This is a genomic window from Burkholderia sp. NRF60-BP8 (genome assembly GCF_001522585.2).
In the GTDB taxonomy this organism is placed as follows: Bacteria; Pseudomonadota; Gammaproteobacteria; order Burkholderiales; family Burkholderiaceae; genus Burkholderia.
The window spans coordinates 1,603,284-1,629,971 of sequence record NZ_CP013372.1 but is presented as its reverse complement, the minus strand read 5'-3'; the positions used below and the strand labels follow the sequence as shown (position 1 = coordinate 1,629,971).

Annotated in this window: 32 protein-coding genes and 1 pseudogene; 31 read left to right on the top strand and 2 right to left on the bottom strand. The window is 59.7% G+C overall.

From position 1 onward, the window contains the following. Nucleotides 1–655 precede the first annotated feature (655 nt). The 31 genes and pseudogenes from WS54_RS07590 to WS54_RS07445 form a co-directional block, all read left to right on the top strand. A complete protein-coding gene (locus WS54_RS07590) occupies nt 656–934 on the top strand; it encodes a hypothetical protein (protein WP_059783225.1) in 279 nt (92 codons plus the stop codon). Continuing rightward, on the top strand, nt 934–1,125 hold the full coding sequence (locus WS54_RS07585) for a hypothetical protein (RefSeq protein WP_059783226.1): 192 nt from the start codon (nt 934–936) through the stop codon (nt 1,123–1,125). Before WS54_RS07590 ends, WS54_RS07585 begins: the two co-directional genes overlap by 1 nt. A gap of 41 nt (nt 1,126–1,166) precedes the next feature. Continuing rightward, a complete protein-coding gene (locus tag WS54_RS07580; RefSeq protein ID WP_082725138.1) occupies nt 1,167–1,496 on the top strand; it encodes a DUF5681 domain-containing protein in 330 nt (109 codons plus the stop codon). Beyond that, nucleotides 1,493–2,803: a PBSX family phage terminase large subunit gene (locus tag WS54_RS07575; protein WP_059783228.1), complete on the top strand. Its 1,311-nt coding sequence runs from the start codon at nt 1,493–1,495 to the stop codon at nt 2,801–2,803. The genes WS54_RS07580 and WS54_RS07575 overlap by 4 nt, the downstream gene beginning before the upstream one ends. A 32-nt stretch (nt 2,804–2,835) precedes the next feature. After that, nucleotides 2,836–2,982, top strand: a complete 147-nt coding sequence (locus WS54_RS33565; protein WP_159086648.1) for a hypothetical protein — start codon at nt 2,836–2,838, stop codon at nt 2,980–2,982. Continuing rightward, entirely contained in the window at nt 2,975–5,143 is a 2,169-nt protein-coding gene (locus WS54_RS07570) for a portal protein (RefSeq protein WP_108041805.1), read from the top strand. Before WS54_RS33565 ends, WS54_RS07570 begins: the two co-directional genes overlap by 8 nt. Next, nucleotides 5,133–5,414, top strand: a complete 282-nt coding sequence (locus WS54_RS07565) for a hypothetical protein (RefSeq protein ID WP_159086647.1) — start codon at nt 5,133–5,135, stop codon at nt 5,412–5,414. The genes WS54_RS07570 and WS54_RS07565 overlap by 11 nt, the downstream gene beginning before the upstream one ends. Nucleotides 5,415–5,472: 58 nt before the next feature. Beyond that, nucleotides 5,473–6,519, top strand: a complete 1,047-nt coding sequence (locus WS54_RS07555) for a hypothetical protein (protein ID WP_159086646.1) — start codon at nt 5,473–5,475, stop codon at nt 6,517–6,519. A gap of 12 nt (nt 6,520–6,531) precedes the next feature. Beyond that, a complete protein-coding gene (locus WS54_RS07550) occupies nt 6,532–7,512 on the top strand; it encodes a DUF5309 domain-containing protein (RefSeq protein WP_059783236.1) in 981 nt (326 codons plus the stop codon). Between the two features lie 68 nt (nt 7,513–7,580). Then, the gene (locus WS54_RS07545; protein WP_059783238.1) at nt 7,581–7,880 is read left to right on the top strand and encodes a hypothetical protein; all 300 of its coding nucleotides are present in this window, start codon (nt 7,581–7,583) and stop codon (nt 7,878–7,880) included. Beyond that, nucleotides 7,880–8,161: a hypothetical protein gene (locus WS54_RS07540; RefSeq protein ID WP_059783240.1), complete on the top strand. Its 282-nt coding sequence runs from the start codon at nt 7,880–7,882 to the stop codon at nt 8,159–8,161. Before WS54_RS07545 ends, WS54_RS07540 begins: the two co-directional genes overlap by 1 nt. After that, nucleotides 8,161–8,499: a carboxypeptidase-like regulatory domain-containing protein gene (locus tag WS54_RS07535; protein ID WP_059783241.1), complete on the top strand. Its 339-nt coding sequence runs from the start codon at nt 8,161–8,163 to the stop codon at nt 8,497–8,499. Before WS54_RS07540 ends, WS54_RS07535 begins: the two co-directional genes overlap by 1 nt. Nucleotides 8,500–8,583: 84 nt before the next feature. Further along, the gene (locus WS54_RS07530; RefSeq protein WP_059783243.1) at nt 8,584–9,258 is read left to right on the top strand and encodes a phage adaptor protein; all 675 of its coding nucleotides are present in this window, start codon (nt 8,584–8,586) and stop codon (nt 9,256–9,258) included. Next, nucleotides 9,258–10,772 (top strand): hypothetical protein, encoded by a 1,515-nt coding sequence (locus WS54_RS07525; protein WP_059783245.1) that lies wholly within the window; start codon nt 9,258–9,260, stop codon nt 10,770–10,772. Before WS54_RS07530 ends, WS54_RS07525 begins: the two co-directional genes overlap by 1 nt. Next, complete coding sequence (locus tag WS54_RS07520; RefSeq protein ID WP_059783247.1) at nt 10,769–11,095, top strand: hypothetical protein; 327 nt, start codon at nt 10,769–10,771, stop codon at nt 11,093–11,095. Before WS54_RS07525 ends, WS54_RS07520 begins: the two co-directional genes overlap by 4 nt. 2 nt (nt 11,096–11,097) lie before the next feature. After that, nucleotides 11,098–11,496, top strand: coding sequence for a hypothetical protein (locus WS54_RS07515; RefSeq protein WP_059783249.1), 399 nt, complete (start codon nt 11,098–11,100; stop codon nt 11,494–11,496). After that, on the top strand, nt 11,493–12,395 hold the full coding sequence (locus WS54_RS33560) for a hypothetical protein (RefSeq protein ID WP_159086645.1): 903 nt from the start codon (nt 11,493–11,495) through the stop codon (nt 12,393–12,395). Before WS54_RS07515 ends, WS54_RS33560 begins: the two co-directional genes overlap by 4 nt. 388 nt (nt 12,396–12,783) lie before the next feature. Next, nucleotides 12,784–12,981, top strand: coding sequence for a hypothetical protein (locus tag WS54_RS07500; RefSeq protein ID WP_159086644.1), 198 nt, complete (start codon nt 12,784–12,786; stop codon nt 12,979–12,981). Between the two features lie 3 nt (nt 12,982–12,984). After that, a complete protein-coding gene (locus WS54_RS07495; RefSeq protein ID WP_159086643.1) occupies nt 12,985–14,898 on the top strand; it encodes a hypothetical protein in 1,914 nt (637 codons plus the stop codon). Beyond that, on the top strand, nt 14,895–16,826 hold the full coding sequence (locus WS54_RS07490) for a hypothetical protein (RefSeq protein WP_159086642.1): 1,932 nt from the start codon (nt 14,895–14,897) through the stop codon (nt 16,824–16,826). Before WS54_RS07495 ends, WS54_RS07490 begins: the two co-directional genes overlap by 4 nt. 112 nt (nt 16,827–16,938) lie before the next feature. Then, nucleotides 16,939–17,853: a tail fiber domain-containing protein gene (locus tag WS54_RS07485; protein ID WP_159086641.1), complete on the top strand. Its 915-nt coding sequence runs from the start codon at nt 16,939–16,941 to the stop codon at nt 17,851–17,853. Next, on the top strand, nt 17,850–18,314 hold the full coding sequence (locus tag WS54_RS33555; RefSeq protein ID WP_159086640.1) for a hypothetical protein: 465 nt from the start codon (nt 17,850–17,852) through the stop codon (nt 18,312–18,314). Before WS54_RS07485 ends, WS54_RS33555 begins: the two co-directional genes overlap by 4 nt. Before the next feature lie 30 nt (nt 18,315–18,344). After that, complete coding sequence (locus WS54_RS07480; protein WP_159086639.1) at nt 18,345–18,635, top strand: hypothetical protein; 291 nt, start codon at nt 18,345–18,347, stop codon at nt 18,633–18,635. Then, on the top strand, nt 18,628–18,825 hold the full coding sequence (locus WS54_RS07475) for a hypothetical protein (protein WP_059783267.1): 198 nt from the start codon (nt 18,628–18,630) through the stop codon (nt 18,823–18,825). Before WS54_RS07480 ends, WS54_RS07475 begins: the two co-directional genes overlap by 8 nt. Next, nucleotides 18,818–19,159 (top strand): DUF1003 domain-containing protein, encoded by a 342-nt coding sequence (locus WS54_RS07470; protein ID WP_059783269.1) that lies wholly within the window; start codon nt 18,818–18,820, stop codon nt 19,157–19,159. The genes WS54_RS07475 and WS54_RS07470 overlap by 8 nt, the downstream gene beginning before the upstream one ends. Continuing rightward, entirely contained in the window at nt 19,156–19,626 is a 471-nt protein-coding gene (locus tag WS54_RS07465) for a lysozyme (protein ID WP_059783271.1), read from the top strand. The genes WS54_RS07470 and WS54_RS07465 overlap by 4 nt, the downstream gene beginning before the upstream one ends. After that, nucleotides 19,623–19,895 (top strand): hypothetical protein, encoded by a 273-nt coding sequence (locus tag WS54_RS07460; RefSeq protein ID WP_059783273.1) that lies wholly within the window; start codon nt 19,623–19,625, stop codon nt 19,893–19,895. Before WS54_RS07465 ends, WS54_RS07460 begins: the two co-directional genes overlap by 4 nt. Before the next feature lie 24 nt (nt 19,896–19,919). Beyond that, entirely contained in the window at nt 19,920–20,330 is a 411-nt protein-coding gene (locus WS54_RS07455) for a hypothetical protein (RefSeq protein ID WP_059783275.1), read from the top strand. Beyond that, a complete protein-coding gene (locus WS54_RS07450) occupies nt 20,330–20,917 on the top strand; it encodes a lipase family protein (RefSeq protein ID WP_082725139.1) in 588 nt (195 codons plus the stop codon). Before WS54_RS07455 ends, WS54_RS07450 begins: the two co-directional genes overlap by 1 nt. A 9-nt stretch (nt 20,918–20,926) precedes the next feature. Continuing rightward, complete coding sequence (locus tag WS54_RS33550) at nt 20,927–22,579, top strand: hypothetical protein (protein WP_159086638.1); 1,653 nt, start codon at nt 20,927–20,929, stop codon at nt 22,577–22,579. 141 nt (nt 22,580–22,720) lie between these two features. Beyond that, nucleotides 22,721–23,413 (top strand): annotated as a pseudogene (locus tag WS54_RS07445) (FUSC family protein); the annotation flags it as partial. Here WS54_RS07445 and WS54_RS07440 read toward each other — a convergent pair. Next, a complete protein-coding gene (locus WS54_RS07440) occupies nt 23,406–24,326 on the bottom strand; it encodes a bestrophin family protein (protein ID WP_034204674.1) in 921 nt (306 codons plus the stop codon). The pseudogene WS54_RS07445 and the gene WS54_RS07440 sit on opposite strands and share 8 nt — an antisense overlap. 12 nt (nt 24,327–24,338) lie before the next feature. Further along, on the bottom strand, nt 24,339–26,663 hold the full coding sequence (locus tag WS54_RS07435; protein ID WP_059783279.1) for an FdhF/YdeP family oxidoreductase: 2,325 nt from the start codon (nt 26,661–26,663) through the stop codon (nt 24,339–24,341). Nucleotides 26,664–26,688 lie beyond the last annotated feature (25 nt).

The window sequence follows — 26,688 nt, the reverse complement described above, 5'->3', positions numbered from 1 at the left end:
GGTCGGGAGTACTCCTAATAAGTCATACAATGACTGGGAGAAGCACTGTTACAAGCCGCAGATAGGGCGGTCGTTTCGGTAGTGGTTTCACGCATGGCATTTGCGACAGAGGATCGCTGTAGGCCCGGGACTTAGTTAGCAGATCCTTCCCGAGGGCTTGGCAAATGTCAGTCGTGAGAGCACAACCAACACCTAGACGCCATCCGCGATTCACATTGCTAGGCTGATGGGCGGCTCTCGGGAGGCGCAATCCTTAACTGCGATGACGGGCGGAGAAAATTAGCGTGCCGCCGCCTGGCCGGCGTAACCGGCCCTTTCACGCATGGCGAGCGACTTGGCGGAATTGGTAGACGCTGAAAGTCGAAAGGCAAAGCTAGACGGCGCAGGCCGGAGGACTAGCGTAATGCTGAGTTCGAATCCAGCAGTCAATCGCCAGCCGTGAGAGCGAATGCGCAGGCTGATGCGCGAAAGCGTTGTAAAAGGCGGAAAGCTCGGCCGCCCATGAATCCGAGGAGTTAGGGGTGCAACGCGGAATCCCCTCGAAAGCCGGAGATCAGCACCGGCCGCTCTCAACCTGTTTCATCGTTGTCCTCCTCTACGTCACCCCCTGACGTTTGGCCGCCTGGTGCGGCCTTTTTCTTTTCTGGAGTCTGGAATGGCAAAGCTCACCACTGCGCAGCGCAAAGCGATGTCCGCAAAGGAATTCGCTGGCGGCAAGCCGAAGGGTGACGCTACTGGCCGCTTTCCGCTGAACGACAGGGCGCACATCAAGGCGGCCGAGTCCTACGAGCGCTACGCGACGCCGGCAGAAAAGAAAAAGATCGATGCGGCAGCGAACAAGGCATTCCCGAATCGGGGTGAACGGACGGAGACGCACAAAGCAACGCGTCATCCGCAGAGTCACGCCGAATGGGAAAACATGGGGAAGGACTGATGTTGCGGCTGCTGGTGTGGATCGCCGTTCATATCGCGCGGTGGATCTTCGGCCTCGCAATCATCGCAATCGTCGATGTGACGTTTGCTTCTGTCCTGAAGGAATGGACATCGGGCTTTCTCTACGGAGTTTGGGGCATTTGGACTGCCTGCTGCATTTTGTGCGCGGCATTGAAATGCGATCGTAAGTAACTGGCAATTGGAGCGCTACCCCGAAAGGGATGCGGCGAAGAATGTCTAAGAACAGACAGGAAACAGACAAGCCAAAGCGGCCCGCGCCTAAAACGGCGTTCAAGAAGGGCGTCTCGGGGAATCCCGGAGGACGGCCGAAGCGTACGGCCGAAGAGCTTGATCTGATCGCGGCATGTAAAGACCGGACGCCGGCGGCACTCGCTGTTATTGAGTCGATCATGATGGAAGGCGAGAACGAGCGCAATCGGCTCGCGGCTGCGCAGGCAATCATCGACCGTGGCTACGGCAAAGCTCCCGAGAAGGTCGAGCACACGGGTAAGGGGGGCGGTCCGATTCAGCACACATTCAAGCTCACGCCGCTGATTGCATGAGCGAAGTATCGATTGCTCTGCCGGAAAAGCTGATCCCGGTGTTCGAGGGTGAGGCCGACGTACGGGGGGCAAAGGGGGGGCGCGGGAGCGCCAAGACGCGATCGTTCGCCAAGATGGCAGCAGTGCAAGGGCAGCGTTTCGGAGAGGCTGGGATTGGCGGCCAGATTCTCTGCGGACGGCAGTACATGAATTCTCTGGAAGACTCATCGCTCGAAGAGTGCAAGCGGGCGATCGAGGAAGAGCCGGCGCTGAGTGATTACTACGAGCTTGGCGACAAATACATCAAGAGCCGCGACGGACGTATCTGGTTCTCGTTCGCTGGCCTGGATCGAAGCATCGCCAGCATCAAGTCGAAGGGACGCATTCTGCTTTGCTGGGTTGATGAGGCCGAGCCCGTCACTGAGGAAGCGTGGACGACGTTGATTCCGACGCTGCGCGAAGAAGGCGAAGGCTGGAACGCTGAACTCTGGGTGACGTGGAACCCGAAACGCAAGACGGCTCCGGTGGAGCGGAGATTCCCGGTCAATTGCAGCGATCCGCGGATCAAGGTCGTTGAACTCAACTGGCGAGATAACCCGCGCTTCCCGGCGAAGCTGGAGCGTGACCGTCAGCGTGATCTCGAAGAGCGTCCGGAGCAATACGACCACATCTGGGAAGGCGGCTTCGTCACCGCGCTTGAGGGTGCTTATTACGCGAAGCATCTGCTGAAAGCGAAGGAAGACGGTCGCATCGGGTTCTTCCCCGCCGATCCGCTGATGACGATTCGCCTGATGTGCGACATCGGCGGCACGGGTGCTAAGGCCGACGCATTCGCCATCTGGGCGATGCAGTTCATCGGCCGCGAGATTCGCGTCGTGAACTACTACGAGGCTGTGGGGCAGCCGATTGACGCACACATTGCCTGGTGTCGTGCTCAGGGCTACGAGCCGAGCCGGGCGCAATTCTGGCTCCCTCATGACGGCGATACGCAAGACAAGGTGTACGACGTTTCGTACAAGTCTGCGTTGGTAAAAGCCGGATACAGCGTAACGGTTGTACCGAACCAAGGACCCGGCGCTGCGATGGCTCGCGTTGATCGCGCTCGGGTGCTGTTTCCGCAGATCAGGTTCAACGAGATGACGACCGAAGCTGGTCGAGCTGCACTTGGTTGGTATCACGAGAAGCGGGACGAGGAACGAGGAATCGGCCTCGGTCCTGAGCATGACTGGTCATCGCATGGTGCAGATGCATTCGGCCTCGGCTGCGTGGTTTGGAAGGAGCCGCAGGAGATGAAACCTATTCAGTACGGGCGCCTTGGAATCGTTTGACGCCTATTTGATCCATTGGAAATGACCATCAAATGAGCATTGCAACGGAAGCGCGAGTTACCGAACTGGAGCGTCGCTTGATTGAAATGGAGCAGGCGCTTGCTGCGGCCATCAATCGCATTCTCGCTATCGAGCAGCGAAGCAAGCCGGGCCCGAAACCGAAGGATAGCAATGCCTAACGACAAGCGCGGCATGACAGACGAAGAACTTCTAGCGCTCATCGGGCAATACGAAAAGTCGGCGCTCGGCTCGTCTGTCTCGGTTGGCCCGTCTGTTGGCGGCAGCATCAAGCCCGCAGCTCAGGCGATGACAACGCTGGAGATCGATCGCTACAACGCACTCAACGCCTACTTCGCTCGCCCGCTTGGCAACGAGGTGGAGGATCGCAGCCAGATCGTTCTTCCCGAGCTTCGCGATACGGTCGAATGGATCATGCCGCAGCTCATGCGAATGTTCGCCGCTGGCAAGCCGTGCCAGTTCGACCCTGAGAATCCGGACGACGACGACCAGGCGGAGATCGAAACGGAAGTCGTGAACCACGTGTTCATGAAGCAGAATCCGGGCTTCTTCATCCTGCACGACTTCTTCAAAGACGCGCTGCTGCTGCGCAATGGCTACATCAACACGTATTGGCTGAAGGAACGGAAGTCATCGGTCGAGCGCTATTCCGGGCTGGGTGAGATCGAAGTCGCCAAGATGATGCAGGACGCTCAGTCCGCGGGCGACGAGATCGAGATCCTTGAGCAGAAGGAGTCGCAGCAGATCATCTTTGCGCCTGATGGCACACCGCAGCCCTCGGTCGTTTTCGACATCAATCTTCGCCGCACGCGCAAAGTCGGCCGAATCTGCGTCGAATGCGTGCCCCCGGAAGAGATGCGCATCTCGCCGGAAGCGCGCCATGGTCTGGATGAATCGCCCTTTGCAGAACACGAACGCAAGGTTCCGCGCTCCGACCTGATCGAGATGGGCTTCGACCTGGCCGAAGTGGCACGCATCGAGAAGTCGCAGCCTGACTGGCTTGATTTGATCGCATTGGCTCGGAATGAAGTCACGGACCAGTTGAGCGAGGACGAGCCGACCGACCCGGCGAGCCAGCTTGTGACGCTGCGCACGGTCTTCATCCGCGTGGATTACGACGGCGACGGGATTGCCGAGCTTCGCCGCGTGATGGTTGGCGGCGACAAAATCCTCGACAACGATGAAGTAGAAGAGGTGAGCTATTCGTACTGCTCGCCCATCCGCATGCCGCACCGTCACGTCGGGATCAGCTACTACGATCTGCTGTATGACCTACAAGTCATCAAGACGACGCTGTTCCGTCAGGCTCTCGACAACCTGTATCTGACTAACAACCAAGGTTACGCGGTCGATTGGCAGAACGTGAACATGAGCGACATGGTCACGTCGCGTCCGGGCCGGATTGTGCGCACAACGGGCGCGCCGGCGAACTCTATCCTGCCACTCACCACGCCGTCGAACATGATGAGCCAGATCGTCCCGGCGCTCGAATACTGCGATCTCCAGCGCGAGATGCGCACGGGCATCGGCAAGGACACGATGGGCGTCGATGCGGACGCATTGCAGGACGTGACGAAGGGCGGCCAGCTTGCCGCCATGTCTGCTGCGGCGATGAAGGTCGAGCTTGTGGCCCGTCTACTGGCTGAAGGCGTTAAGGAAGTATTCAGCAAGATCCACCGCCTGCTCATGCGCCATCAGGACAAGACGATGACGCTCAAGCTCACCAATCGATGGGTCGATGTGAACCCGGGCGAATGGCGTGAGCGGACGCAGATCAGCGTGAACGTGGGTCTTGGCTCGGGAAATCGCGAGGAAGCACGCGCAAACATCATGCTGCTCGGCCAAGCGCAAGCCCAAATTGCACCGTTCGGGCTGGTCGGGCCGAAGCAAGCCTACGAGACGTTCAAGGAAATGGCTCGGCTGTTAGGGAAAGAGAATCCGACGCTCTATGCGATGGATCCCGACTCGCAGGAATACCAGCAGATGATGGCGCAGAAGGCTCAACAGCCGCCGCAAGACCCGCGGCTTGGCGCTGCGCAGATCAAGGCAGAGTCGGACAAACAGATCGCCGGCATTCGCCTGCAAACCGAGCAGATCAAAGCCGACAGCGAGCGTGCACAGGCTCAGGCCGAACTCCTGCATGGCGCGCAACAGGGCCAGCAAGATCGCGACCTGCAAGCCGCGCAGATTAATTCGCAGGAGTGGCAAACGGCGCTCAAGGTCATCGGCCAGATCGTCGCCAGCCAACTCAAACAGGACGCAATGGCGGACGCCGGCGCGATGGTCAATAAGGATATGAGCGAGGTGCAGCGTGGCTCCTGAAGAAGAAATCGTCCGCGGTGGCCGCGCTGCCGAATTGCTCGATTCCGCCATCTTCAAAGAGGCGAAACAGCACGTCCTCGACACGCTGACTGCGCAGATGCGTAAGGTTCCGATGTCGGATCAAACGATGCACACACGGCTGATCATCGCGTTGCAGTGCTGGGATGCCTTCGAGCGCTTCTTCGAGCAGCTCAAGCAAACGGGCGAGATGGCCCAGATCCAGTTGGCGCAGGAAGAACAGAAGCGTAAGTGGTATCAGCTCAACCGATAACGAACCGCATCACCAACACAAGCCACCTTCGGGTGGCTTTTTTATTTGAGGCGAGAAAATGAGCGATGTTGTAGGGACTACCCAAGAACTGGGCGCCCCGGCCGGTCAGGAAGCACAGTTTCAGAGCTTCTGGGACAACCCGGGCGCGGTTGAAGCAGAACGGCCGCGCAATGAAGATGCGCAGAATGCTCCTGTAGCCGAAGAGCAGCAAGAACAGGCTGCCGATCCCGATGCTGTAGCCCATCAGCAGCAAGCGGAAGAAACCGATGACACGCCTCAATACGCCAGCCTCACCGACCTCCTGACGGCTCACAAGATCGATCCCGAGTCGGTCATGGGCCTGCACGTCACGACGAAGATCGATGGCGTCGAAACCCAAGTTCCGCTCTCGGATGTGATCAAGAGCTACCAGCTCGAAGGCCACGTCAACAACAAGAGCATCGAGCTTTCGAACCAGAAAACCGCGTTCGAACAAGCGCAGCAACAGTGGCAGCAAGCCAATCAGCAACAGATCCAGATGCATCAGACGATGGCTCAAGCGGCCCTCCAGATGCTCAACCATGACTACCAGAAGGTCGATTGGAACACACTCCGGATGCAGAACCCGGCGGAATTCGCAGCCCTTCAAGCTGAATTCCAGCAGCGTCAAGGACAGATCGGTCAGTTCGTTCAGCAAGTGCAGGCGATGGCGGCCCAAGAGGCCGAACAGCAGCAAAACGCGCTGCGCCAGTCGCTCACGAAAGAGAACGAACTCCTCCTGAATGCACGCCCTGAGTGGCGTAACGCGGATGCCTTCAATAAGGCGCGCGACAGCATGAAGCAGTACGCCCGCAGTCTGGGGTTCCAAGACGCCGAGCTTAACTCGATCTATGACCACCGCTACATGCTGATCCTCAGCGACGCGGCGTCGTACCGAGCGCTCCAAGCGTCGGCACCTCAAGCACTGAAGCAGGTTCGGCAAGCGCCTCCGATGGCGAAACCGGGATCTCGGGTCGATGTGAACCCCCAAGAGGCCAAGAAGCAGCAAGCACTTGACCGCATGAAACGGAATCCCCGCGACATCGACGCCCAAGCAGCGGCGTTTGACATCTTCGCGAACCAGTAATCGGAGATAAAAATGGCAGTCCCGTCGAATACCTATCAGACGTATCAGCAGACCAACATTCGAGAAGACCTCTCGAACCTCATTTTCAACGTCGATCCGTTCAAGACGCCGATCCTGAACATGACGAAGAAGAACAAGGCCACGCAGCGCAACCACGAATGGGATACGGATTCGCTGGCCGCCCAAAACCTGTCGAATGCGCAGGTTGAAGGTGACGATCCGACCTCCCAAGTCCTCAGCCCGACTGCACGTATGGGCAACTACGTGCAAACGTCGAACAAGGTCGTACAGCTCTCGGGACTGTCGCAAGCGGTCGTCGCTGCGGGCGGCTCGAACAAGATGGGCTACCAGCTCCTGAAGAAGTCCAAGGAACTGAAGCGTGATATGGAGGGTATCCTCACCTACAACCACGCGAAAGCCATCGGCAACTCGACCACAGCATCGACGCTCGGCGGCCTGCCGTGCTGGCTATACACGAACACGGTGTTCCAGACTGGCGGCACGCCGGCAGGTGCAAACCCGTCGCTGAACGCCAACGGCTGGACCGACGGTTCGAGCACGCGCACGTACAACAGCACGACGACGGCGCTCACCGAAGCGATGATGAAGAACGTCCTCCAGTTGATCTACAAGAACTCGGGCGAATCGCCGGAATACGCTGTCGTGTCGCCGGCCAACAAGCAGAACATCTCGGCCTTCAGCGGACCGGGCACTCGTTTCATCGAAGTGGAAGACAAGACCCTGCAAACCGCGGTCGACGTCTACCAGTCGGACTTCGGTGAAGTGAAGATCATCCCGGACATCTTCCTGGCCCAGTCGAAAGACTGCTTCTTCATCAACCCGAACTACCTGCGCGTCGCGTATCTGCGCCCGTTCCAGACCGTGCCGCTCGCCAAGACCGGCGACAGCGACAAGAAGATGCTGCTTGTCGACTACACGCTGGAAGTCGGCAATGAGAAGGCTCACGGCCTGATCACGGACACGACGGGCTGATCGGCAGTTTCGCTCTTTCGGAGTACATGGGGCGCCTTCGGGCGCCTCTTTTCATTTGAGGAAGCGAAATGTCTTGGACACCTCTCAGTCCGTGGCGGGCAATCGACGGCACGGGCCAAAACCTCACGCTCGGCGCGACATCGACCCAATCGACCGCGTTCAACGTCTACACGCAGGCGATTCAAATCTCCGCGACTGGCAACTGTCACGTGCGCGTAGGCCAGAACCCGACCGCGATTGCGACGGACATGCTCATCAAGGCATCCGACCCGCCGTACATCATCCGCGTCGAGAATGGCGCAAAGATCGCGGTGATTCAGGATGGAGCATCGACTGGCATGCTGAACGTCATCGAGGTAACGCACTGATGAAAACGACATTCCACGATGACGGCGATAAGTTCCATGTCGGCTATTCGGAAGATGTCGAGCCGATTCTCGACTACGCCCATGCCAAGCGCGTCACAGAGGGCGAATTCGAGAAGATGGGCGAATTCAAGCAGGTCATGCGTGTCCCGCAGTCGGTCATGCTCGACATCCTCGTCAAGTACGGCTGGGACTACATGAACAAGGACCATTGGCCGCTCGTCATGAAGATCCTGCGCGGGCCGGAATACGCCAAGTTCCGCACCACGAACAAGGTGATCTGATGCAAAAGTACGTGAACAGTGTGGCGGCCACGAACGGCATCCCCATTGCCGGCGCATCGGTTCAGGTGAACAACTATCCCGCCGGTACGCCCGCGACGATCTATTCCGACAATGGCGTGACGGTTGCTGCGAATCCGCTCACCACGGACGGCAGCGGCAACTTCTCGTTCTACGCCGCGGACGGCCGTTATCAACTCGTGATCAGCGGCTTCAACATTCAACTAGCGACCGTCAACGACATTATGCTTGTTGACGTGCTGCCCGCAGATTTGCCTACGGCGCTTCCGGGGTCGTCCGGCAAGCTTTGGAACAACGGCGGTACCGTCTCCGTATCCTGAAATGCTCAAGAAGCTGATTTGCGCGGCTCTAATGTGGCCGCTGCTGGTGCTCGCCCAGAGCTATCCGCTTTACTAGGGGGCGCAATGACCATCTTTGTCCAATCAGTCGGCACCCCTGGCGTCGCGGGGATAATCGACTATTTCTCGCTCAAGCAGGCGGTTCAGGATTGGTTCGCGCGGTCTGACGTGGGCGGATACATTGACTATTTCATCCAGACCGCCGAGAACAAGATCTACCGCGACATTTTCTCGATGAACGAGGGGCGCGGCGTCCAGCCGATCGAAGCGTCTTTGAACGTGACGATTGCCAATGGCGTCGCCCCGCTTCCCGTGGGCTATCTCGGGCTGAAGCATTCGGTCGTATCGATCAACGGCTTTTCATTCGAGCTGCAACGTCGGAACGCCGAGTTCATCTATACGCAGTACCCGAATCGTAGCCCGCAAGCGGCGCCGGCATATATTGCGCGCGAAGGCCAGAACTTCATCTTCGGGCCATTCCCAGACGCGGCATATACGGTTACCGGCACGTACTGGATGCGCTCCCCGCAGCTCACGTCGGTGAACAACGTGACATGGATGACGAACACCATCCCGAATATTCTGCTTGCCGCCTGCTGCGTGGCCGCGGCCCGATTCGTGAAGGATCAGGAAGCATTGCAGTTGTGGAGCGCCGAGTATCAGGCTGATATGGCCGATTTCCTTCTGGCCGATCGCGCCGAAGAACAGTCCGGCTCTGCCTTTGCGATGGTGGCTGCGTAATGCTGCTTCCGATTGCTGACTACGCGCCGGACCTGCCGCCGAACAACAATGCTGGCACGTCCGCGAACATCGTGAATCTGTTCCCGAAGACGCGCGAGTCGTGGGGGCCGGTGGGAACGCTGTCGAACTACAGCAGCAACGGCCTTACCTCGCAATGTCTCGGGGCGCTTGTCGCCATCGATATGGGCGCCAATAACTACGTCTTCGCTGGAGACGCGGGGAAGCTATATGAACTCTCGCCTGGGTCTACGGTGTTCGCGAACGTCAGCAAGACAGGCGGCTACAGCCTTGCGTCAGGAGAAAAGTGGTTCTTCACGCAGTACGGTCAGCGCATTATTGCCGCCGCTCAAGGACAGAACCTTCAGTCGTTCACGCTCAATTCGAGTTCGGCTTTTGCTGATCTAGCCGCGGCAGCTCCGCAGGCGCGATACATCACCACGATCAAAGATTGGGTGATGGTCGGCAATACGTTTGACGGGACCAATGGCGCCCAGCCGCAGCGGGTGCAATGGTGCGCGATCGATGATCCGACGAACTGGCCGGTCTCTGGTAGCACGACGGAAGCCCAGCTTCTTGCCGGCTCCCAAATCATTCCGGGCGATCAAGGCTGGATCATGGGCCTTGTAGGGAACCTCGGCACGGCCGATGGTGCGATCTTCTTCGAGCGCGCTGTCTGGCGGGTCGTATTCCAAGGCTCTCCTACGGTATTCGGGTTCTATCCGGCAGAAGGCTCGCGAGGCACGCCCGCGCCGAAAAGCATCATCCAGCTAGGCGCGCTGGTCTATTACCTCGGTGAAGACGGGTTCTACGCTTTCGATGGCTCGACCTCACGTCCGATTGGCGTGGATCGAGTCGACAAGACGTTCTGGAATACCGTCAATCAGTCTTACCTCTACAACGTTGTAGGGGCTATAGACCCGATCAACCGCCTGGTCATGTGGCTGTACCCGTCAACATCTGCGCCCAGTGGAATCCCGGATTCACTGCTCGTCTACAACTGGGCTCTCGATAAGTGGGGATTCGCGCAGATCAATGCGGAATACATCTTCCGCGCGATCACGCAGGGCTATTCGCTCGACTCGCTGGATTCGACCGGCTATACGCTCGATTCGCTGCCGTTTAGTCTTGATTCGCGTGTGTGGGTAGGGGGACAAGTTCTGATGGGTGCATTCACTACCTCGCATGCGCTTGCATATTTCACGGGTTCACCCGCCAGCGCTTCCGCCGATACGGTGGAAGTAGAGCCATTCGGCTCGGCCGGGAAACGAGCGCTGGTAACGAGCGTTCGACCGATGGTGGATGGCGGATCTCCAACGATCTCTATCGGTACGCGCCAGCGTTTGGTTGATGCGCCGGCCTTTACTGCCACTAGCGCGATCAATGCAAATGGGGAGTGTCCGATGCGCGCAGACGGCAGGTATCTGCGTGGCCGAATCCTTACGACAGGGACATTTAGCCATCTTCAAGGGATTGAAATTCCTGAATCCGAAGTTCATATGACGGGGCGTCGATGAACCGCGGATATGACGGCGTGCAGCTCGAAATGCCGAACGAGAGGGAACATCGTCGGCAAATCGCCCAACTGGCGAACAACCTCCTGCAAGGGAAGATGAACACCGTCATCCAAGTGACGCTGACACCGAGCGCCACGACGACGACGGTTACAGACAAGCGCATCGGTGGTTACACGGGGCTGTTCTTCTCTCCGCTCACTGCTAATGCGGCAGCAGCACTCTCGGGCCTCTATGTTTCGGCACAGCACAACGGCAGCGCGACCCTTACACATGCCAGCACGGCATCCGTTGATCGTACCTTCAACGTCCTCCTAGTCGGGTAACCATGCTTTACGGAATTCCATCCACTGCTATCGAGGCAGTGTGGGGAGAGGTGCGCCCGTGGATTGCTGCTGCGTGCAAGCGAAGCCGCGGCAAGTTCGACGAAGAAGACATCAAACGCGGTCTACTCGATCGAGACGATCAGCTTTGGATCTGGAAGACCGATACGGCTTTCGCAGTCGGAATCACTCGAATCATCCATTACCCGAAACAGAAGGTTTGCACGATCCGCATCGTGACCGGCAGGAACCGGCGCGAATGGGAGGCGCAGTGCATTTCGCAAATTGAAACGTGGGCCAAATCTGAGGGCTGCCACGCAATGGAACTTCAGGCGCGGCCAGGGTGGGAAAAGGCGCTACCTGAGTACGCAAAGACCCACGTTTATTTGGAGAAGGCGTTATGAGCGGCGGCGGCGGAAACACGGTTACTACCCAGAAAAGCGATCCGTGGATCGGGCAGCAAGCATTCTTGATGAATGAACTCACGAATGCAGGGAACACCTTCAACAGCCAGATGCAGAATCCGACATCAAGTGTCGCCGGATTTACGCCAATGCAGCAGCAGGCGATGCAGGCTACACAAGGAGTCGCTAATGGGACGAACTTCGGAAATGCATCCGGCATCAATAATGCTGGCGGCAACTATATTTCTAACGTCCTGAACGGAAACACAAGCGCCAATCCGGCTTCATCGGCCTTTGCTAATTTCGCGAATGGCTCAATGATGAATAGCCCGTATCAGAGCGCTGCTCTCGATGCTGCAAACAATGCGATCACGCGGGCTTACCAGACTGCAACTGCTCCCCAGACGGCAAGCAATTTCGCCGCCTCCGGTCGCTATGGTTCGGGTGCATATGGACAGGCCGTCAGTCAGAATCAGCAAGACTTGGCGACTCAGCTTGGCAATACTGATGCATCTCTCGTGAATAGCATGTATCAGCAGAATATGGGGAACATGCTTGCGGGCGCACAAGGATTATCTCAGCAGCAGAATATGGCACTCTCGAGCGCGCCGAATATGGTCAATTCGATCAACGGTGCGGCCACAAACCTGTACAACATGGGCGGCAACCAACAGGCTCTTCAACAAGCGCAGATCAACGCCCCGTGGCAGTTGCTTAACAACTACTCGAACATCATCCAAGGCCAATACGGCGGCAATACATCAACCTCGACTCCGTATTACACAAACCAGCTTGCCGGTGGTATGGGCGGCGCTTTGGGCGGCGCTGCGCTCGCAGGTTCGCTGGGTATGAATCCGGCATACGGTGCGGCGGCTGGCGGCCTGATGGGCATTCTCTAAGGGGATTAGCATGAACTTCGGATGGCTGGCTCCCGTTGCACTTGGAGCGCTCGGTGCAGGGGCTGGGATGTTACTTGGCGGCCCGGCCGGAGCTGCCGCTGGCGGTGAAACTGGTGCAGGGGCAGCTGGAGCAACCGGCGCTCTTAGTGCCGGCGGCTCCGGGTTGCTTGGCGCATTGGGAAGTGGAGCGGCTGGCACTTCGGCTGGCGGTGGGTTGGGTGGCACTCTTGGCGCTGCACCCGCTGGACTCTTTAGCGGGCTACTCCCCGGCGGCGGAATGATGGGGACGGCAAGCGGAGCTCTCGGGGGTGGTTTGTCAGGCGCAACTATGGGAGCCGCCCCTCTTGGTGCGGCGTCTATGGTGCCGGCTGCGACTGGTGGAATGTCTATGAATCCCATGATGGCGCAGATGGCGATGCGCATGATGCAGCAACAGAACGCGCAGCCTCAGCAGATCAGCGCACCCGCGCCGGCAATGCCGATGGGGGGGCGCCCACAAAACCCGCAACTCCAACAGCAAATGCAAATGGGCCAAGGTCAGATGCCTGCCTATTCACAATTCCGTCCGTTTGGCTTTACGGGGTGATCCATGGCCGGCTTCTTCGATCCGACTGACCCGACCGCAGGAGGCTTAATGGGTGCCTTCGCACCATCTGGCGGTATGCCCGGGATGATGGGGATGCTCGCCAATCCGCAAACCGCAGGGATGTTGGGAATGGCTGGCGGTCTGCTGCAAGCCGCAGGACCATCGCGCCTTCCTGTGACGATGGGTCAGGCAATGGGCGCTGGCTTGAGCGGCATGGGCCAAGGCGTCGGAAACGCCTTCCAGACGCAGCAGCAGTTGCTTCGCATGCGTGCGATGCAGGGTCTGATGGGTGGCGACATGGGACAACCCGGTGCGCAGCCGCAATCTGCGCCGTCGTACTCGTCCATGTTCGGTCCTGCATCGACTGCACCGGGGGCGATGGCGCAAACCTCTGGACCTGCACCTGATACCTCCGGTGCTCCCGCTCAAACCTCCGGAGCTTCCATCTACGGCCGTTCGCCACAGCAACTATTCCAGCAAGGCATGCTGATGAACATGGCTGGCATTCAAGGCGGCGGGGACATGATGCGGATCGCAGTCGAGCATGACCCATCGCTCGCGGCCATGATGCCGACCGACATCACAAAGATGGGCATGCAGGGCGGTATGTCGCCCGATGAGATCCAGGCAGCGAACCGCGCTGGCGTGACGAAGGCCAACTACATCGCGCCGACCGCTCTGCGCACGCCGATCTACTATGACCCGGTGAGCGGGACCACGAAGGTCGTGCCTGCCGATCAACTTCAGGCCGGCTACGGCGCGATGTATGGCGCAGAAGCTCGGGCGCAAGCCGGTTATAAGCCGATGCAGGTATGGGACCCCAATGCCAACGGGGGGCAAGGCGGATACGTTTATCAGACCACGACGCAGGTTGCCGACGCTGCGAATGGGGGTGGTGCGAACGGTGGTGCGGGCGTTCCGACTGGTGGTTTGGCTGGAATTTTCGCCCAGCAAGAATCGAACGGCGGCAAGACCGACCCCAGCAATCCATTCCAGATTCAGCAGGCAACGTTTAACCGCTTCGCACAGCCAGGAGAGTCGTGGAACAACGTCGCCGATCGCAATACGGTCGCGCAACGGATGCTGACACAGTTCAATCAGCAATACGGTGGTGATCTTGGGCGTATTGCGACGGCATACTTCTCTGGTGAAGGAAACGTCGCCCCTCCGGGCAGTCCTACGCCATTCATCAGGAACGTCGCCGATAGCAACGGCAAGACCGTCGCGTCCTATGTAGGAGATATTCTCGGCAGGTCTGGCTCTATGACGCCTGCATCGCATGGTGGGCCTATGGCTGCTCAACCCCCTATGGGTGCCCAGAATGCTGCTCAAACATCTCAGGGTGCCCCGAGCAAGCAAATGGCCGACGCGTATGGCTCTCTGTCTAGCGCTGACGCGAACTATCAGCAGTCGCGAGAATCGCTCCAGCAAATGCTTAATATTGCGCACAATCAGGGGCTTGGCGGCACGGTTGCGCGGATGCTTCCAGCTGATGTCGCGACGCGGCTTAGCACTGATGCTGCGGAATACCAGAAGGCGCATGCGAACTACGTCAGCTTGCAGGGAAAGGCGCTCGGTTCTGGCGGAACCGATGCTTCCAGAGCCACTCTGAATGAAGCTGTTCCGACGTATGACAAGCCGCAGGATGCGAAGGTCGCTGGGTTGACGAACCAGCTCAACCAACTCGATCAGATGCATCTGAAGACGCAGTTTCTTACGCCCTTGTACACGCAAGGCAACGAGAAGGCGTACACGCAGCAATCGGCCGCGTTTGATCAGAACATCAAGCCTTCGATGATGCCGATCCTCCAGATGCAAGGCGATCAGCAGCGTGCAGCAGTTCAAGCCGCGATTAAGGCCAATCCGTCGCTTCGCGCGAACTTCGAGTGGGCATTCAATAACGGGATGCTGAAATGAGTGCGTTCGATGACTACCTCAATTCGGCTCCGGTACCCCAAGGGCAGAGCTTCGACTCTTACCTTGGCGCTGCTCAGCAACCCCCCCAAGCGACTGCTCCTGCGCTGACAGCGCAGCCTCAAGGCAAGTGGCAGGTTCCTAGCAGTGTAACGATGGGCATCGGCGATGTTGTGCGAGGTGGTACTCAGGATCTTGTGCATGGTATTTCGTGGCTTGCCAACAAGATCGCGCCAAATTCTCAGTTTGCTAAGGATGCTGCTGCAGCTCTCCCGCAGATGCAGCAAACGATCGACACGCAGAATGCCGCCTATGACGCGCAGCGAGCCGCGCAACAGCCTCAAACGCTGACCGGCGTAGTCACCGGCCAGAAACCAGCGCTCGGCACGGATTGGGGCCGCTTGGCTGGCAATGCTATCGGCACGCTACCTGTAATGGCGATGGGCGGCGGCGAAGGATTGCTAGGACGTGCTGGAATGGGCGCATTGCAGGGGGCCACTAGTGCGGCGCTAATGCCGACCACTGGCAACTCCGATCAGTCGTTTGCGCAGCAGAAGGCGCAGCAAGCAGGTATCGGCGGTTTGATGGGCGCGGCGATTCCTCTCGCAATGGATGGGGCCCGAGCAGTCGGTAACGGGCTCTGGAACGCGGCGCGGCCAATTTTTCAGCCTGAGCGCTATGTCGGTCAGGGGATTACCGGTCTGATGGAGCCGGCAGACGCAGCGATGGCCGCGGCGAACATTCGCAATGCACCGCAGTTCGTTCCTGGGTCGATGCCGACGACGGCGCAGATTGCGGGCAATCCGATGCTCGTGCAGACCGAAAAGGCGGCCGCCAATATCCCGGCCTTCAAGACCGCCGCAACCGAGCGGGCGATCGAGAACAACAACGCGCGCTGGCAGGCATTGATGGGCGTTGCCGGGACGGAGGCCGATCTCAATGCGGCGCAAGCGACGCGCGATGCGGCGGCCTCCCCGCTGTATCAGCAAGCTCACCAGGCGACGGCTAACGTCGGCCCGGCGTTCATGCGATACGCTCAGATCCCGGAAATGCAGCAAGCGATGGAAGTGGCCCAGCGCAATGCTGCTCTTGATTCTGCTGTAGGGCGTGGCGTAGCACCGGTATGGCCGACTCCCACATCGAACGCAATCAACGGGTCAGCGCTGGATTACACGTCTAGAGCACTCAGCGACATGATCGGCGATGCCCAGCGCAGCGGTGCAAACTCGCGCGCGGCATCGCTTACGGCGCTGAAGAACAGCGTGGACGGTTGGACTCAGCGTTATATCCCAGGCGTTCAGGCGGCGAAGGCCGCATACGCGCAAGGGAGTGTGCCAGTCAATACGATGGAGGTTGGTCAGCAGATCGCCAATGGCCTCGGTACTCGCGCAATGAATGCTGGCGGCGTCCCCGAAATCCAATTGATGCCCTATCGGTCGGCCCTGACTGGCGCAATGAAGAACGCGCCGTACGGCATTGACGCGAATGCGCTCAACACGCTTCAGGGGATCGGTCAAGACTTGCAGCGAGCGACCGTCTCGAATTCGATCAAGTCGCCTGGTAGCGATACTGCCTACAACCTTGCTGCTCAAGGCTGGCTGGCACGTCAGCTTTATGGGCCGACGTTCGGCGGGGCTGGCAATATCGGGAAGGCAGTCGGGGCTCTTGGTGCAACCGCGCTCGGGCACCCCATGGCGGGTTTGGGGATTCTCGGAGCGGGTAACCGAATCGGCCAGATGGTCGGAGGCCGTCTGCAAGACCGCCTAACGGGCCTTCTTATGGACCCGAACGCGATCCTCCCGTACCTCGATGCTCGTGCTGCCGCGGCGGCGCAAGCGGTTCCAAATCCGCTCATGCAGTGGTTGCTTAATTATGGGCGTCCAGCCATTGGGAATGCCCTTAGTGGCGGCCTCGTAAATACCCACCAGTAACCCGATAACGATGGCTACCCCAATTTTGATCAGGCCGATCTGAATGATCTGGTCGTACATGAACGCTCCGAACCCCGCCCAGTGCGGGGTTTTTCATTATAGGTGATCCGAAATGGGACTTTGGAATTGGTCCACCACTGCGGCAAACAACGCCACGGCCGATCCGTCGATCAACTGGCAAGAGGGGCAAGCACCTTCCACGGTCAACGATTCGGCTCGAGCCATGATGGCGGCCGTAGCAGTCTGGTATCAGGCGGCAGAGTGGATGAATCTCGGCGATACCCCGACCTACGTCAGTGCCACGCAATTTACAGTCACCGGCAATCGGACGACAACCTACTCGGTGGGTCGACGGGTCAAGGCGAGCGTGACAGCCGGGACTATCTACGGCGCCATTACCGCTTCCGCTTACACATCTCTGACGACGATTACCGTCGCCTGGGATTCGGGGAGCCTCGACAGCGGTCTTTCAGAGGTAGATGTAGGCATCTTCAATCCGTTGTATTCATCGTTCCCCCGGCTGAGTGCGGGGATTTATACGCAAGGTCGCAGCTACTTCAGTAACAGCGGAGCTAACAACGGGGAAATTGCGCTTCAGAATAACGGGGGCGGCTATTTCTATCTCCGCGGCCGAAATGGGGGAGGGTGCGAGTTTGTCAACAACGCCTATTCGGCATCCGTGACGAGCCTTGATGACACCGGGAATTTTACAACCGCTGGCACGGTTAGCGGTTCCAACATCACCGGCTCGTCTGATCGGCGGCTCAAATCTCACATCAAAAGGATTCGGAACGCGACTGATGTCGTCCTTTCATGGGCCGGCGTGACGTTCCAGCGTAAGGGTGACAAGACAAAGCGGCGGCATGCTGGGTTCATTGCGAACGAGATGCAGTCGAGTACGCCTGAACTTGTCTTCGAAGATGACAAGGGCATCAAGAGTATTGCGTATGGGAACGCCACCGCATACCTGGCCGAGGCATTCAAGGAACTGGAAGCGCGCGTCAAAAAACTGGAGAAGAAACAATGACGCTCCCTGCATCGTTCCCGATGTCGATGTCGCAGATCGCATCTGAGCTTGGGTTATCGCTTCCGCTCTCAATCAGCCATCCTTGGGTGGTCGCTCTCGCTGGAAAGTCTGGATTGCCTGTTAGCTTCAGTGATTTGCTGGGTCAGACAGGAACTGCAACCGGGAACGCCGCTGCAACGTCTGGCGGCGGTGGAATTATTGCGCCATTCTCATCGCCTTGGTTCCGGGGGCAGATTTCTCAGCTCGGCGCAACTACTGGGGGCGCCCCTGGATTGACAGTATCCATTACCTTCAGTGTCGCTCCGAACTGGAGCGGGAACATTCTCCTAAAAAACAATACGACGAACGCCTCGATCGTTTTAGGGAAGATCAATTCGACGTCCTGGCAAGTGAATAGCAACCCGGGAAACATCGTTCGAGCTGGATTTACCGACAACTTCACCATTCTTCCATCCAATTAACGAACAACCGGGGATTTCATGGATACGAACATGGCTGCCATTGCGGAACTTCGAGCGCGACAGGATGCGACTGAAGATGCGATTGAGAAATTGGATTCCCGTGTCACACGGCATGACGAGATCATCGCCAGTCTACGGGAGGCAGTCGCCAAGGTGGCAACGAAGGACGATATCTCCGAGCTTCGGAAGGATATCAACGATACGTACGCGACTCAGATGCGGGACGCTCACAATTCGATTCCGGCAAAGATCGGCCTGTTGATCGCCGCGGCCGGCGTCATCGTTCCGATCATCGCTATGCTCGTGGCGCGCCATGGATGACGAATTGATCGAGCAGCGTTTCGAGTTGGTCGATGATCGTCTCGACCACTACGGCGAACGGCTCGACAAGCTGGAAGGCGAGGACAAGCATGCGGAAGGTATGCGCCTGAATTGGATCGTCGTCGCTCTGTTCGCAATCGAGCTTGCACTCGGCGCATGGCAGGTTTGGTGGGTGATGCGCCATGCTTAAGCGCCTGTACCTCAAGTTCCGTGAGGAAAGGGTCTTTCTTCGGGCGCTTTGCGTGTTCGTCTTCACGGCGCTGACGCTGCATTACACGATCGGGTATGACGCCGATTGGGGTGGCACGAACCTGACTCTATCCATTGAGGCTGCGATCGCAAGCGCCGTGATCATGATGGAGCAGAAACGTTCTGGAGATATTCAGCAAAGACAGCTTGAGGCGCTTCTCGCGATGGCCGAATCGGCCCGAGAACGCGATGCCGAGCAAATCGCACTTATGCGCGCGCTGAAGGAGTCGGACGAACGACTTTTGAAGGCGCTTACCGAAGGTGAAAAGTCATGAACTCAGCCAATGCCGGCCTGACGCTTTCAGCGGCTGGCGCTGCAATCATCAAGCAATTCGAGGACGCAAACGGTCCGAAGCTCGTCGCGTTCAAGCCCACGCCGAACGACGTGTGGACGCTGGGTTGGGGGCATACCCATGGCGTGACGGAAGGCATGACCTGCACGCCCGAGCAGGCCGAAGAATGGTTTCAGCAGGATATGGCGTGGGCGCAAAGCGCCGTCCTGTCGGCCGTAAATGTGCCGCTCAACCAGAACCAGTTCGATGCGCTTGTCAGCTTCACTGAAAACGAAGGGGCTGCTGCGTTCGATAGGTCGACGCTGCTGCGGTTGCTAAACGAAGGCAACTACAGCGGTGCCGCTTCGCAGTTCTCGTCCTGGGTCTACCAGGCTGGGCAAATCTTGCCGGGTCTCGTTTCCCGGCGCAAACAGGAGGCGGCGCTGTTTAACACGCCGGTGAATGCATGAATACCCTGCAATTCTTGATGTCCATTCTCAATTGGCTTCAGGCTGATCCGACGCACGTCGTCGCTGCGGCTGCTCTGCTCAATTCGATCATCCCGACGCCCGATCCGACCACGCCGGCAGGCAAGATCTACAAGGTGCTTGAGCTGCTCGCCCTGAGCTTCCTGCGTGCGAAGGAAACCGGAATTCCATCCCAATCGGCCGCCGCACTCGCAGATCAGATCGCAGAAGCCATCGCCAAGAAGTCCGCCGCAGCACCCGTTCAGCAGTAACCCTCCCAATCCAAAGGAACCGTGATGAAAAAGATGCTGCTTGCGGCAGGCATTGCCGCGTCCGTCGCTTTTGCTGGTTGCTCGTCTCTGCCGACCGTCCAACAGCAGTTCCAGACCGGCTGCACGATCGTCAATGGCGATCTGACCATTCTTGGTCAATCCCCACTTCTGACGACCGCTCAGCAGGACGCCATCAACAAGGAAATCCTTCCGGCCAACGAAGCGATTTGCAAGGCTGGCGGCGAACTGAACATGGCAAACCTCAAGGCATTCCACGACAGCCTTTTACCGGCCGCCATCGCGATCGTGGAAGGCGTTCCAGCCATCCCGAATCAACCGGCCGTCCTGCTCGCACTTCAGACGTTCGGCCCAATGGTTCAGGCGCTCATCGATCAGTTGATCGTCGCCACGGCACCGGTTGCAGCAAGCCAGTAATGAATGCCCGCGATTACGCGCTGCTTGCCCAAGAGGCATATAGCGCGCCGCACGATATTGGGACTGGTAGTGGCCCGTCGTGCGCAATCGTCCGTGACGTTGCAGACGGTCGTGTTATCGCGTTCCCTGGAACCGATAGTGTGGCCGACCTGCTAGCTGACTTCGACGTAAAGCCTGATCCTGTTCCGTTCCTCGGGCATGTGCATGGCGGCTTCTGGAGCGCCTACCAGGCTATTCAGCAAGAAGTCATCAACGCGGCCAGTGGGCAAGCAGTTATCTTCGTTGGCCACTCATTGGGGGCTGCACTCGCTATCGTTGCTGCGGCTTCATTCGTGGCGAATGGGAATCCCGTCAAGGCGGTATGGGGTTTTGCACCGCCGCGGGTGAGCCCGGACGTAAGCATCTCGAGCGTGCTTGCTGGCACGCGTATGAACCTCTACCGAAACGGCAACGATGCGGTGCCCGCTGTACCTCCTATCTGGCCTCAAAGCGGATCTCTGATTCAGATCGGCAAAGCGTCGCTGCCGTTCATCAATCTGAAAGATCACGCGCTCTCGCGGTACATCGCAGCTCTCCCGACAAACTAGGGACGATCCATGAAGAAAATCCTTATCGCGGCCCTGATGTGGCCGCTGCTGACGCTTGCCCAGAGCTATCCGTCGCCGACGTTGAATAATGTGACTCTGCTAGGCGGGATTGGCGGCGCAGGAACAGCCTCTCTGATAGGTACATCAGTCGCTCCGCTTACTACTGATCAGTTCAGGATTACGGGGCAACTCAACAACCCTACGGCATCGGCGGAATACATATACGGTGCCGCGATCGGGGCTGTTGGACAGCCTGTATTTACGGGTGATGCCATGCGCGGAGTTGCTACGCAGACATCGGGGTCAACCAACTGGACGACCAATGGCATTGCTGGTTACGTGCTAAATAAGCAAGCCGGGGCAACATCAACTAAATCAGCTGTAGCCCTGTTTGGTGTGAATATATGCGCGGTTGACAACTGCCAATCATGGGGCGGCGATACGATTGTTTCGGATTCGCTTGGCTTTACCGGCGTAACTTCCGGGTCCGGGCGTCAACTATATGGATTCGAAGCAGACTGTAACGTCAGCAGCCCAAACACAAAGTGCATATCGTTTTTCGCGGGCGGCACAGCGCTAACCTCGTCTGCCTATCTTGTTGGGTTTCAAACAAATCAGCTTGGCGGGGGCGTTGGGGCTAAATGGACGTACTCTTTCGCATCTCCTGATGGGAACTCGGTCAATGCCATGTATGTAGGACTCGCTGCAACGGGTGCCAGTCAATCGAGTCAGCCCATCGTTTTCCAATATACTGATGCGGGAAGCGTTGCCCATTCGTCGACTGTGACCATGACGCCGACGGGCCTTCAAACAAATGCCGCAGCATTCAATCCGCAGACAACGAACGTAGCCACGCTTGGCACTTCATCTTTGGTGTGGTCCAACATATACGCCCAGAATGGGACTTTCAGCGGGCCCGTAACGGTTACTGATCCATCGGGAAGCAACCAAGCAAATTTGACGATCTCTGCAACAGGTGATTCGCAGGGAGCGGGGCTCAAATTTATTGGCAATGGAGGAACGACGCCAAGCAAAACAATCCGAGCACGAGGCGGTAATTTTGAATTCGTCAATGATGCTTTCAATTCAGTAATCGCGACGATGACTGACGGCGGCTCATTATCGACGAATGGAGGATTGAACAATACGCCTGTCGGCAACACGGTCAGGTCAACCGGAGCATTTACAACTGTTTCGGCTACGTCGACTATTACCCCATCAACGACTGCCGGCATCGTAGGTACGACACTGGCCGATAACGCAAATTCAGGGAGTGTAGGCGAATTCGGGATTGCATCTACGCAAAACACGTCAATCACGAGCGGCGTTGTGTTCAACGCAACGAGCGTGTCTCTTCCAGCTGGGGACTGGGATGTGTGGGGCGCCATTACGACCAATCCTGCCGGCACGACGACAACCTCGACATATCAGTGCGGCATCAGCACGACATCAGCGACATTCGGGACGTTCGCTACAGGAGTGAACAATGCGAATGGCCCGGTAGGCGTTAGCGCAGCGGCTGGCACGGCTGTTAATACGTCATGCCCTCTGACGCGTGTGAACGTATCGTCTCCCACGACCGTCTATGTAGTTGCAAACGTCATCTTCGCTACTAGCACCATGCAGGTTAGCGGAGCGATCATGTATCGGCGCCGTCGCTGATGATTTAGGCCGATGCAATCCAAAACTGCCTTGTAAGTGTTTGTTTTTGTTAGTGGCAGATTGTTTGAATCAGTAGTCCTAAATTCATCCATCAAGCTCATTTTTCCCACACGAAATCATGCATTTATGCGGTTTTGGTGGTTGTTCCTGATCGGCACCGGCCTCGCGATACGCCATCCGCGCACGGCCGCGATGGGCAGCGCGTTCTCGATCTTCTTCTGGAATTTCACGTCGCCGAACAACACGACGCGGATCGGCGACGCCGCGTTTCTGAACAGCGCGCTCGCGACGCTGCTCGGCATCGCGTTCGGCGCTTTGGTATTCGCGCTGGTGTTTCCCGGCGATCCGGGCACGAGCCGGCGGCGGCTGCATCGCGCGGTGCGCCGCGATCTGGCGCGGCTCGCGCGCGAGCCGCGGGCGTGGTCGGCGAGCGCGTGGCTGAGCCGCACGGCCGACCGTCTTGCACGCGAGCTCGGATTCGCGGGTAGCGTGCCGCAGACACGGATCGAGCACGACATGCGCGATCTGCTCGCGATCTGGGGAATCGGCGACAGCCTGCTGTCGCTCGCCGAACTGGCCACGCGCGAGCCGGCCGCGCGCCGCGCGGCGGCGGCGGTGCGTGGGCGCGTCGCACGGGCGGATTTCGCGCGACTCGAGCAGACGTGCGACGCCGCGGCCGGCCTGTTGCGACGACGCGTGGCCGCGCGCGACGGCGACGACGCGCATGCGTTGCTGCACGGCGTGGTCCTGCTGCGGCGGATCGCGGATGCGGCCGCCGCGCATGGCGATTTCCTGCGCGGCCGCAGCGATCGAACAGGATGGCCGCTCAGGTGAGGCGGTAGGCCGGGCCGGGCGTCACCTCGGCCGGCAGCGGCTCGCGGTTCAGTTCGAGCAGCGTGCGCTCGATCTGCCGCGTCATCGCATCGAGCGCGAGATGATTCGGGCCGTCGCCGAACGGTTCGGCGATCGCATGCGCGATGGCGTCGAGCGCGATCAGCGTATAGGCGACGAAAACTGTCACAAAAGGTGTCGCCACACCGATCGAATCGACGAGACCGAACGGCAACAACACGCAATACGCGTAGATGGTCCGGTGCAGCAGCACGTCGTATGAAAACGGAATCGGCGTCGACGCGATGCGCTCGCAGCCGCTCACCATCGCGACGAGATCGTCGAGGCGCGCATCGAGCATCCACAGGCGCGTGTCGGCGAGATGGCCCGCATCGGCGCGCGCGGCGAACGCTTCGCGCAGCGCGTGCACGATGACGATCGGGCGAAACCGGGAAGCGGCGACGCGCGCGTAGGTGGCGCCGTCGAGCAGCGCGCGCAGGTCCGCGGCCGGATCGGTGCCGCGCAGTTGGTGCTTGAGCGCGTAGACGAACGCGACGACCGTGCGCACGAACGCGCGGCGCGAGGCGTCGTCGCGGTCGAGCGCGCCGTAGCAGAGCGCCTGCGACACCAGCGTGCGCGTGGCGGTCAGCACGCCGCCCCACAGCTGCCGGCCTTCGCGATAGCGTTCGTAGCTGGCGTTGTTGCGAAACCCGGCGAAGATCGCGAGCGTCAGGCCGATCAGCGTGAACGGCGTCGGGTTCAGCGGCACCTTCTCGCCGAGCACGCGGCCGCCGCCCCAGACCGCGACGACGCTGATCGCGAGCGTCAGCACGAGCTGCGGCAGGATGGTCGGCAGCACCGAGCCGTTCCAGACGAGCAGCATCCGCAGCCAGTGCTCGCGCGGACGAACGATCATCGTCGCGCTCCGTCAGGCGGCGATCGAGGCGGGCGCCGCCGCGCGATGCAGCAGCACGGGCACCGATTTCGACGTCGGCGTGTTGCACACGTCGCCGACGCTGTCGAGCGGCACGAGCGGGTTGGTTTCCGGGTAGTACGCGCCGATGCAGCCGCGCGGAATGTCGTACTCGACGAGCAGGAAGCCGTCCGCGCGCCGCTCGATGCCGTCGTGCCACACGGTTTCCATGTCGACCCATTCGCCGGCCTTCAGGCCGAGCATCGCGAGATCGTCGCGGTTGACGAACACCACGCGGCGCTGGCCGAACACGCCGCGATAGCGGTCGTCGAGCCCGTAGACGGTCGTGTTGTACTGGTCGTGCGAGCGCGTCGTCATCAGCGTCATCAGCCGGTCGCCGTGCAGCGCGCGGGCGCGCTGGATCGGCGTGTCGGTCGGCAGCGCGTGCGCGATGAAGTTCGCCCTGGCCGTCGGTGTCAGCCATTCGCGGTCGCGCGATGCGACGCGCAGGTGGAAGCCGCCGGGCCGTGCGATGCGTGCGTTGTAGTCGTAGAAGCCGTCGACGGTCGCCTCGATCGCGTCGCGGATCTTCGCATAGTCGTTCTTGTACGCGAGCCAGTCGATCGTGCCGCTGCCGAACAGCGCGTGGCCCATGTGCGCGACGATCGCGGGCTCCGACATCAGGTTCGGCGAGGCCGGCTTGTTCATCCCGTACGACACGTGGACCATGCTCATCGAATCCTCGACCGTCACGCCTTGCGCGACGTCGTCCTGCAGGTCGATCTCGGTGCGACCGAGCGTCGGCAGGATCAGCGCGTCGCGGCCGTGGATCAGGTGGCTGCGGTTCAGCTTCGTCGTGATGTGCACGGACAGTGCGCAGCGCCGCATGCCTTCCCACGTGCGCGGCGTGTCGGGCGTCGCCATCGCGAAATTGCCGCCCAGACCGATCAGTACCTTCACACGGCCGTCGAGCATCCCTTCGATCGTCTCGACGACGTCGTAGCCGTGATGGCGCGGCGGTTCGAAATCGAACACGTGGCCGAGCCGGTCGAGGAACGCCTGCGACGGCTTTTCCTCGATGCCGACCGTGCGGTTGCCCTGCACGTTCGAATGGCCGCGCACCGGGCACAGGCCGGCGCCGGGGCGGCCGATGTTGCCGCGCATCAGCATCAGGTTCGTCAGCATCTGCACCGTCGCGACCGAATGCTTGTGCTGCGTGATGCCCATGCCCCACGTCGCGATCACGCGTTCGCTGCGTGCATAGCGCTGCGCGAGCGCGTCGATCTGCTCGTACGGCACGCCGCTTTCGGCCGTCAGCGCGGACCAGCGCTCGGCGCGCAGATCGTCGGCGAACGCGTCGAACCCGGCCGTGTGCTCGCCGATGAACGCGGTGTCGACGACGCGCGGCGCACCGGCGGCGCGCGCGGCGTCGTCGAGTTCGAGCACGCGCTTGGCCATCCCCTTGATCAGCGCGAAATCGCCGCCGATCGTCGGCTGGATGAACGTCGATGCGATCTTCGTGCCCGACATCGTCAGCATCTCGAGCGGGCTTTGCGGATCGGCGAAGCGTTCGAGCCCGCGCTCCTTCAGCGGGTTGATCGACACGATCGTCGCGCCGCGCTTCGCGCACTCGCGCAGCTCGCCCATCATCCGCGGATGGTTGGTCGCGGGGTTCTGGCCGAAGATCAGCAGCGTGTCGGCATGCTCGAAATCGTCGAGCGTAACGGTGCCCTTGCCGACGCCGACCGACGCCGGCAGCCCGCGGCTCGTCGCCTCGTGGCACATGTTCGAGCAGTCGGGGAAGTTGTTCGTGCCGTACCGCCGCACGAACAGCTGGTACAGGAACGCGGCCTCGTTGCTGGCGCGGCCGGACGTGTAGAACGCGGCCTGGTTCGGGTCCGGCAGCGCGCGCAGGTGGCGCGCGATCAGCTCGAACGCGTCGTCCCACGCGATCGGCACGTAGCGGTCGGTCTGCGCGTCGTACACCATCGGGTCGGTGAGCCGCCCGTGCTGTTCGAGCTCGAAATCCGACTGTTCGAGCAGTTCGGTCACCGTGTGCGCGGCGAAGAAGTCCGGCGTCACGCGCTTGCTCGTCGCCTCCGCGGCCACGGCCTTCACGCCGTTCTCGCAGAATTCGAACGTCGATGCGTGCTGGCGGTCGGGCCACGCACAGCCCGGGCAGTCGAAGCCGTCCGGCTGGTTCTGGCGCAGCAGCGTGCGGTAGTTGCCGCCGGCGACCTTTTCCTTGATCAGGTTGATCGTGACGGCTTTCAGCGCGCCCCAGCCGGCGGCCGGGTGGGTATACGGTTCGATGCGCGCGGTGGCGGATTTCTTTTTCATGATGCGGGTGTCGGGGTCGATGCGT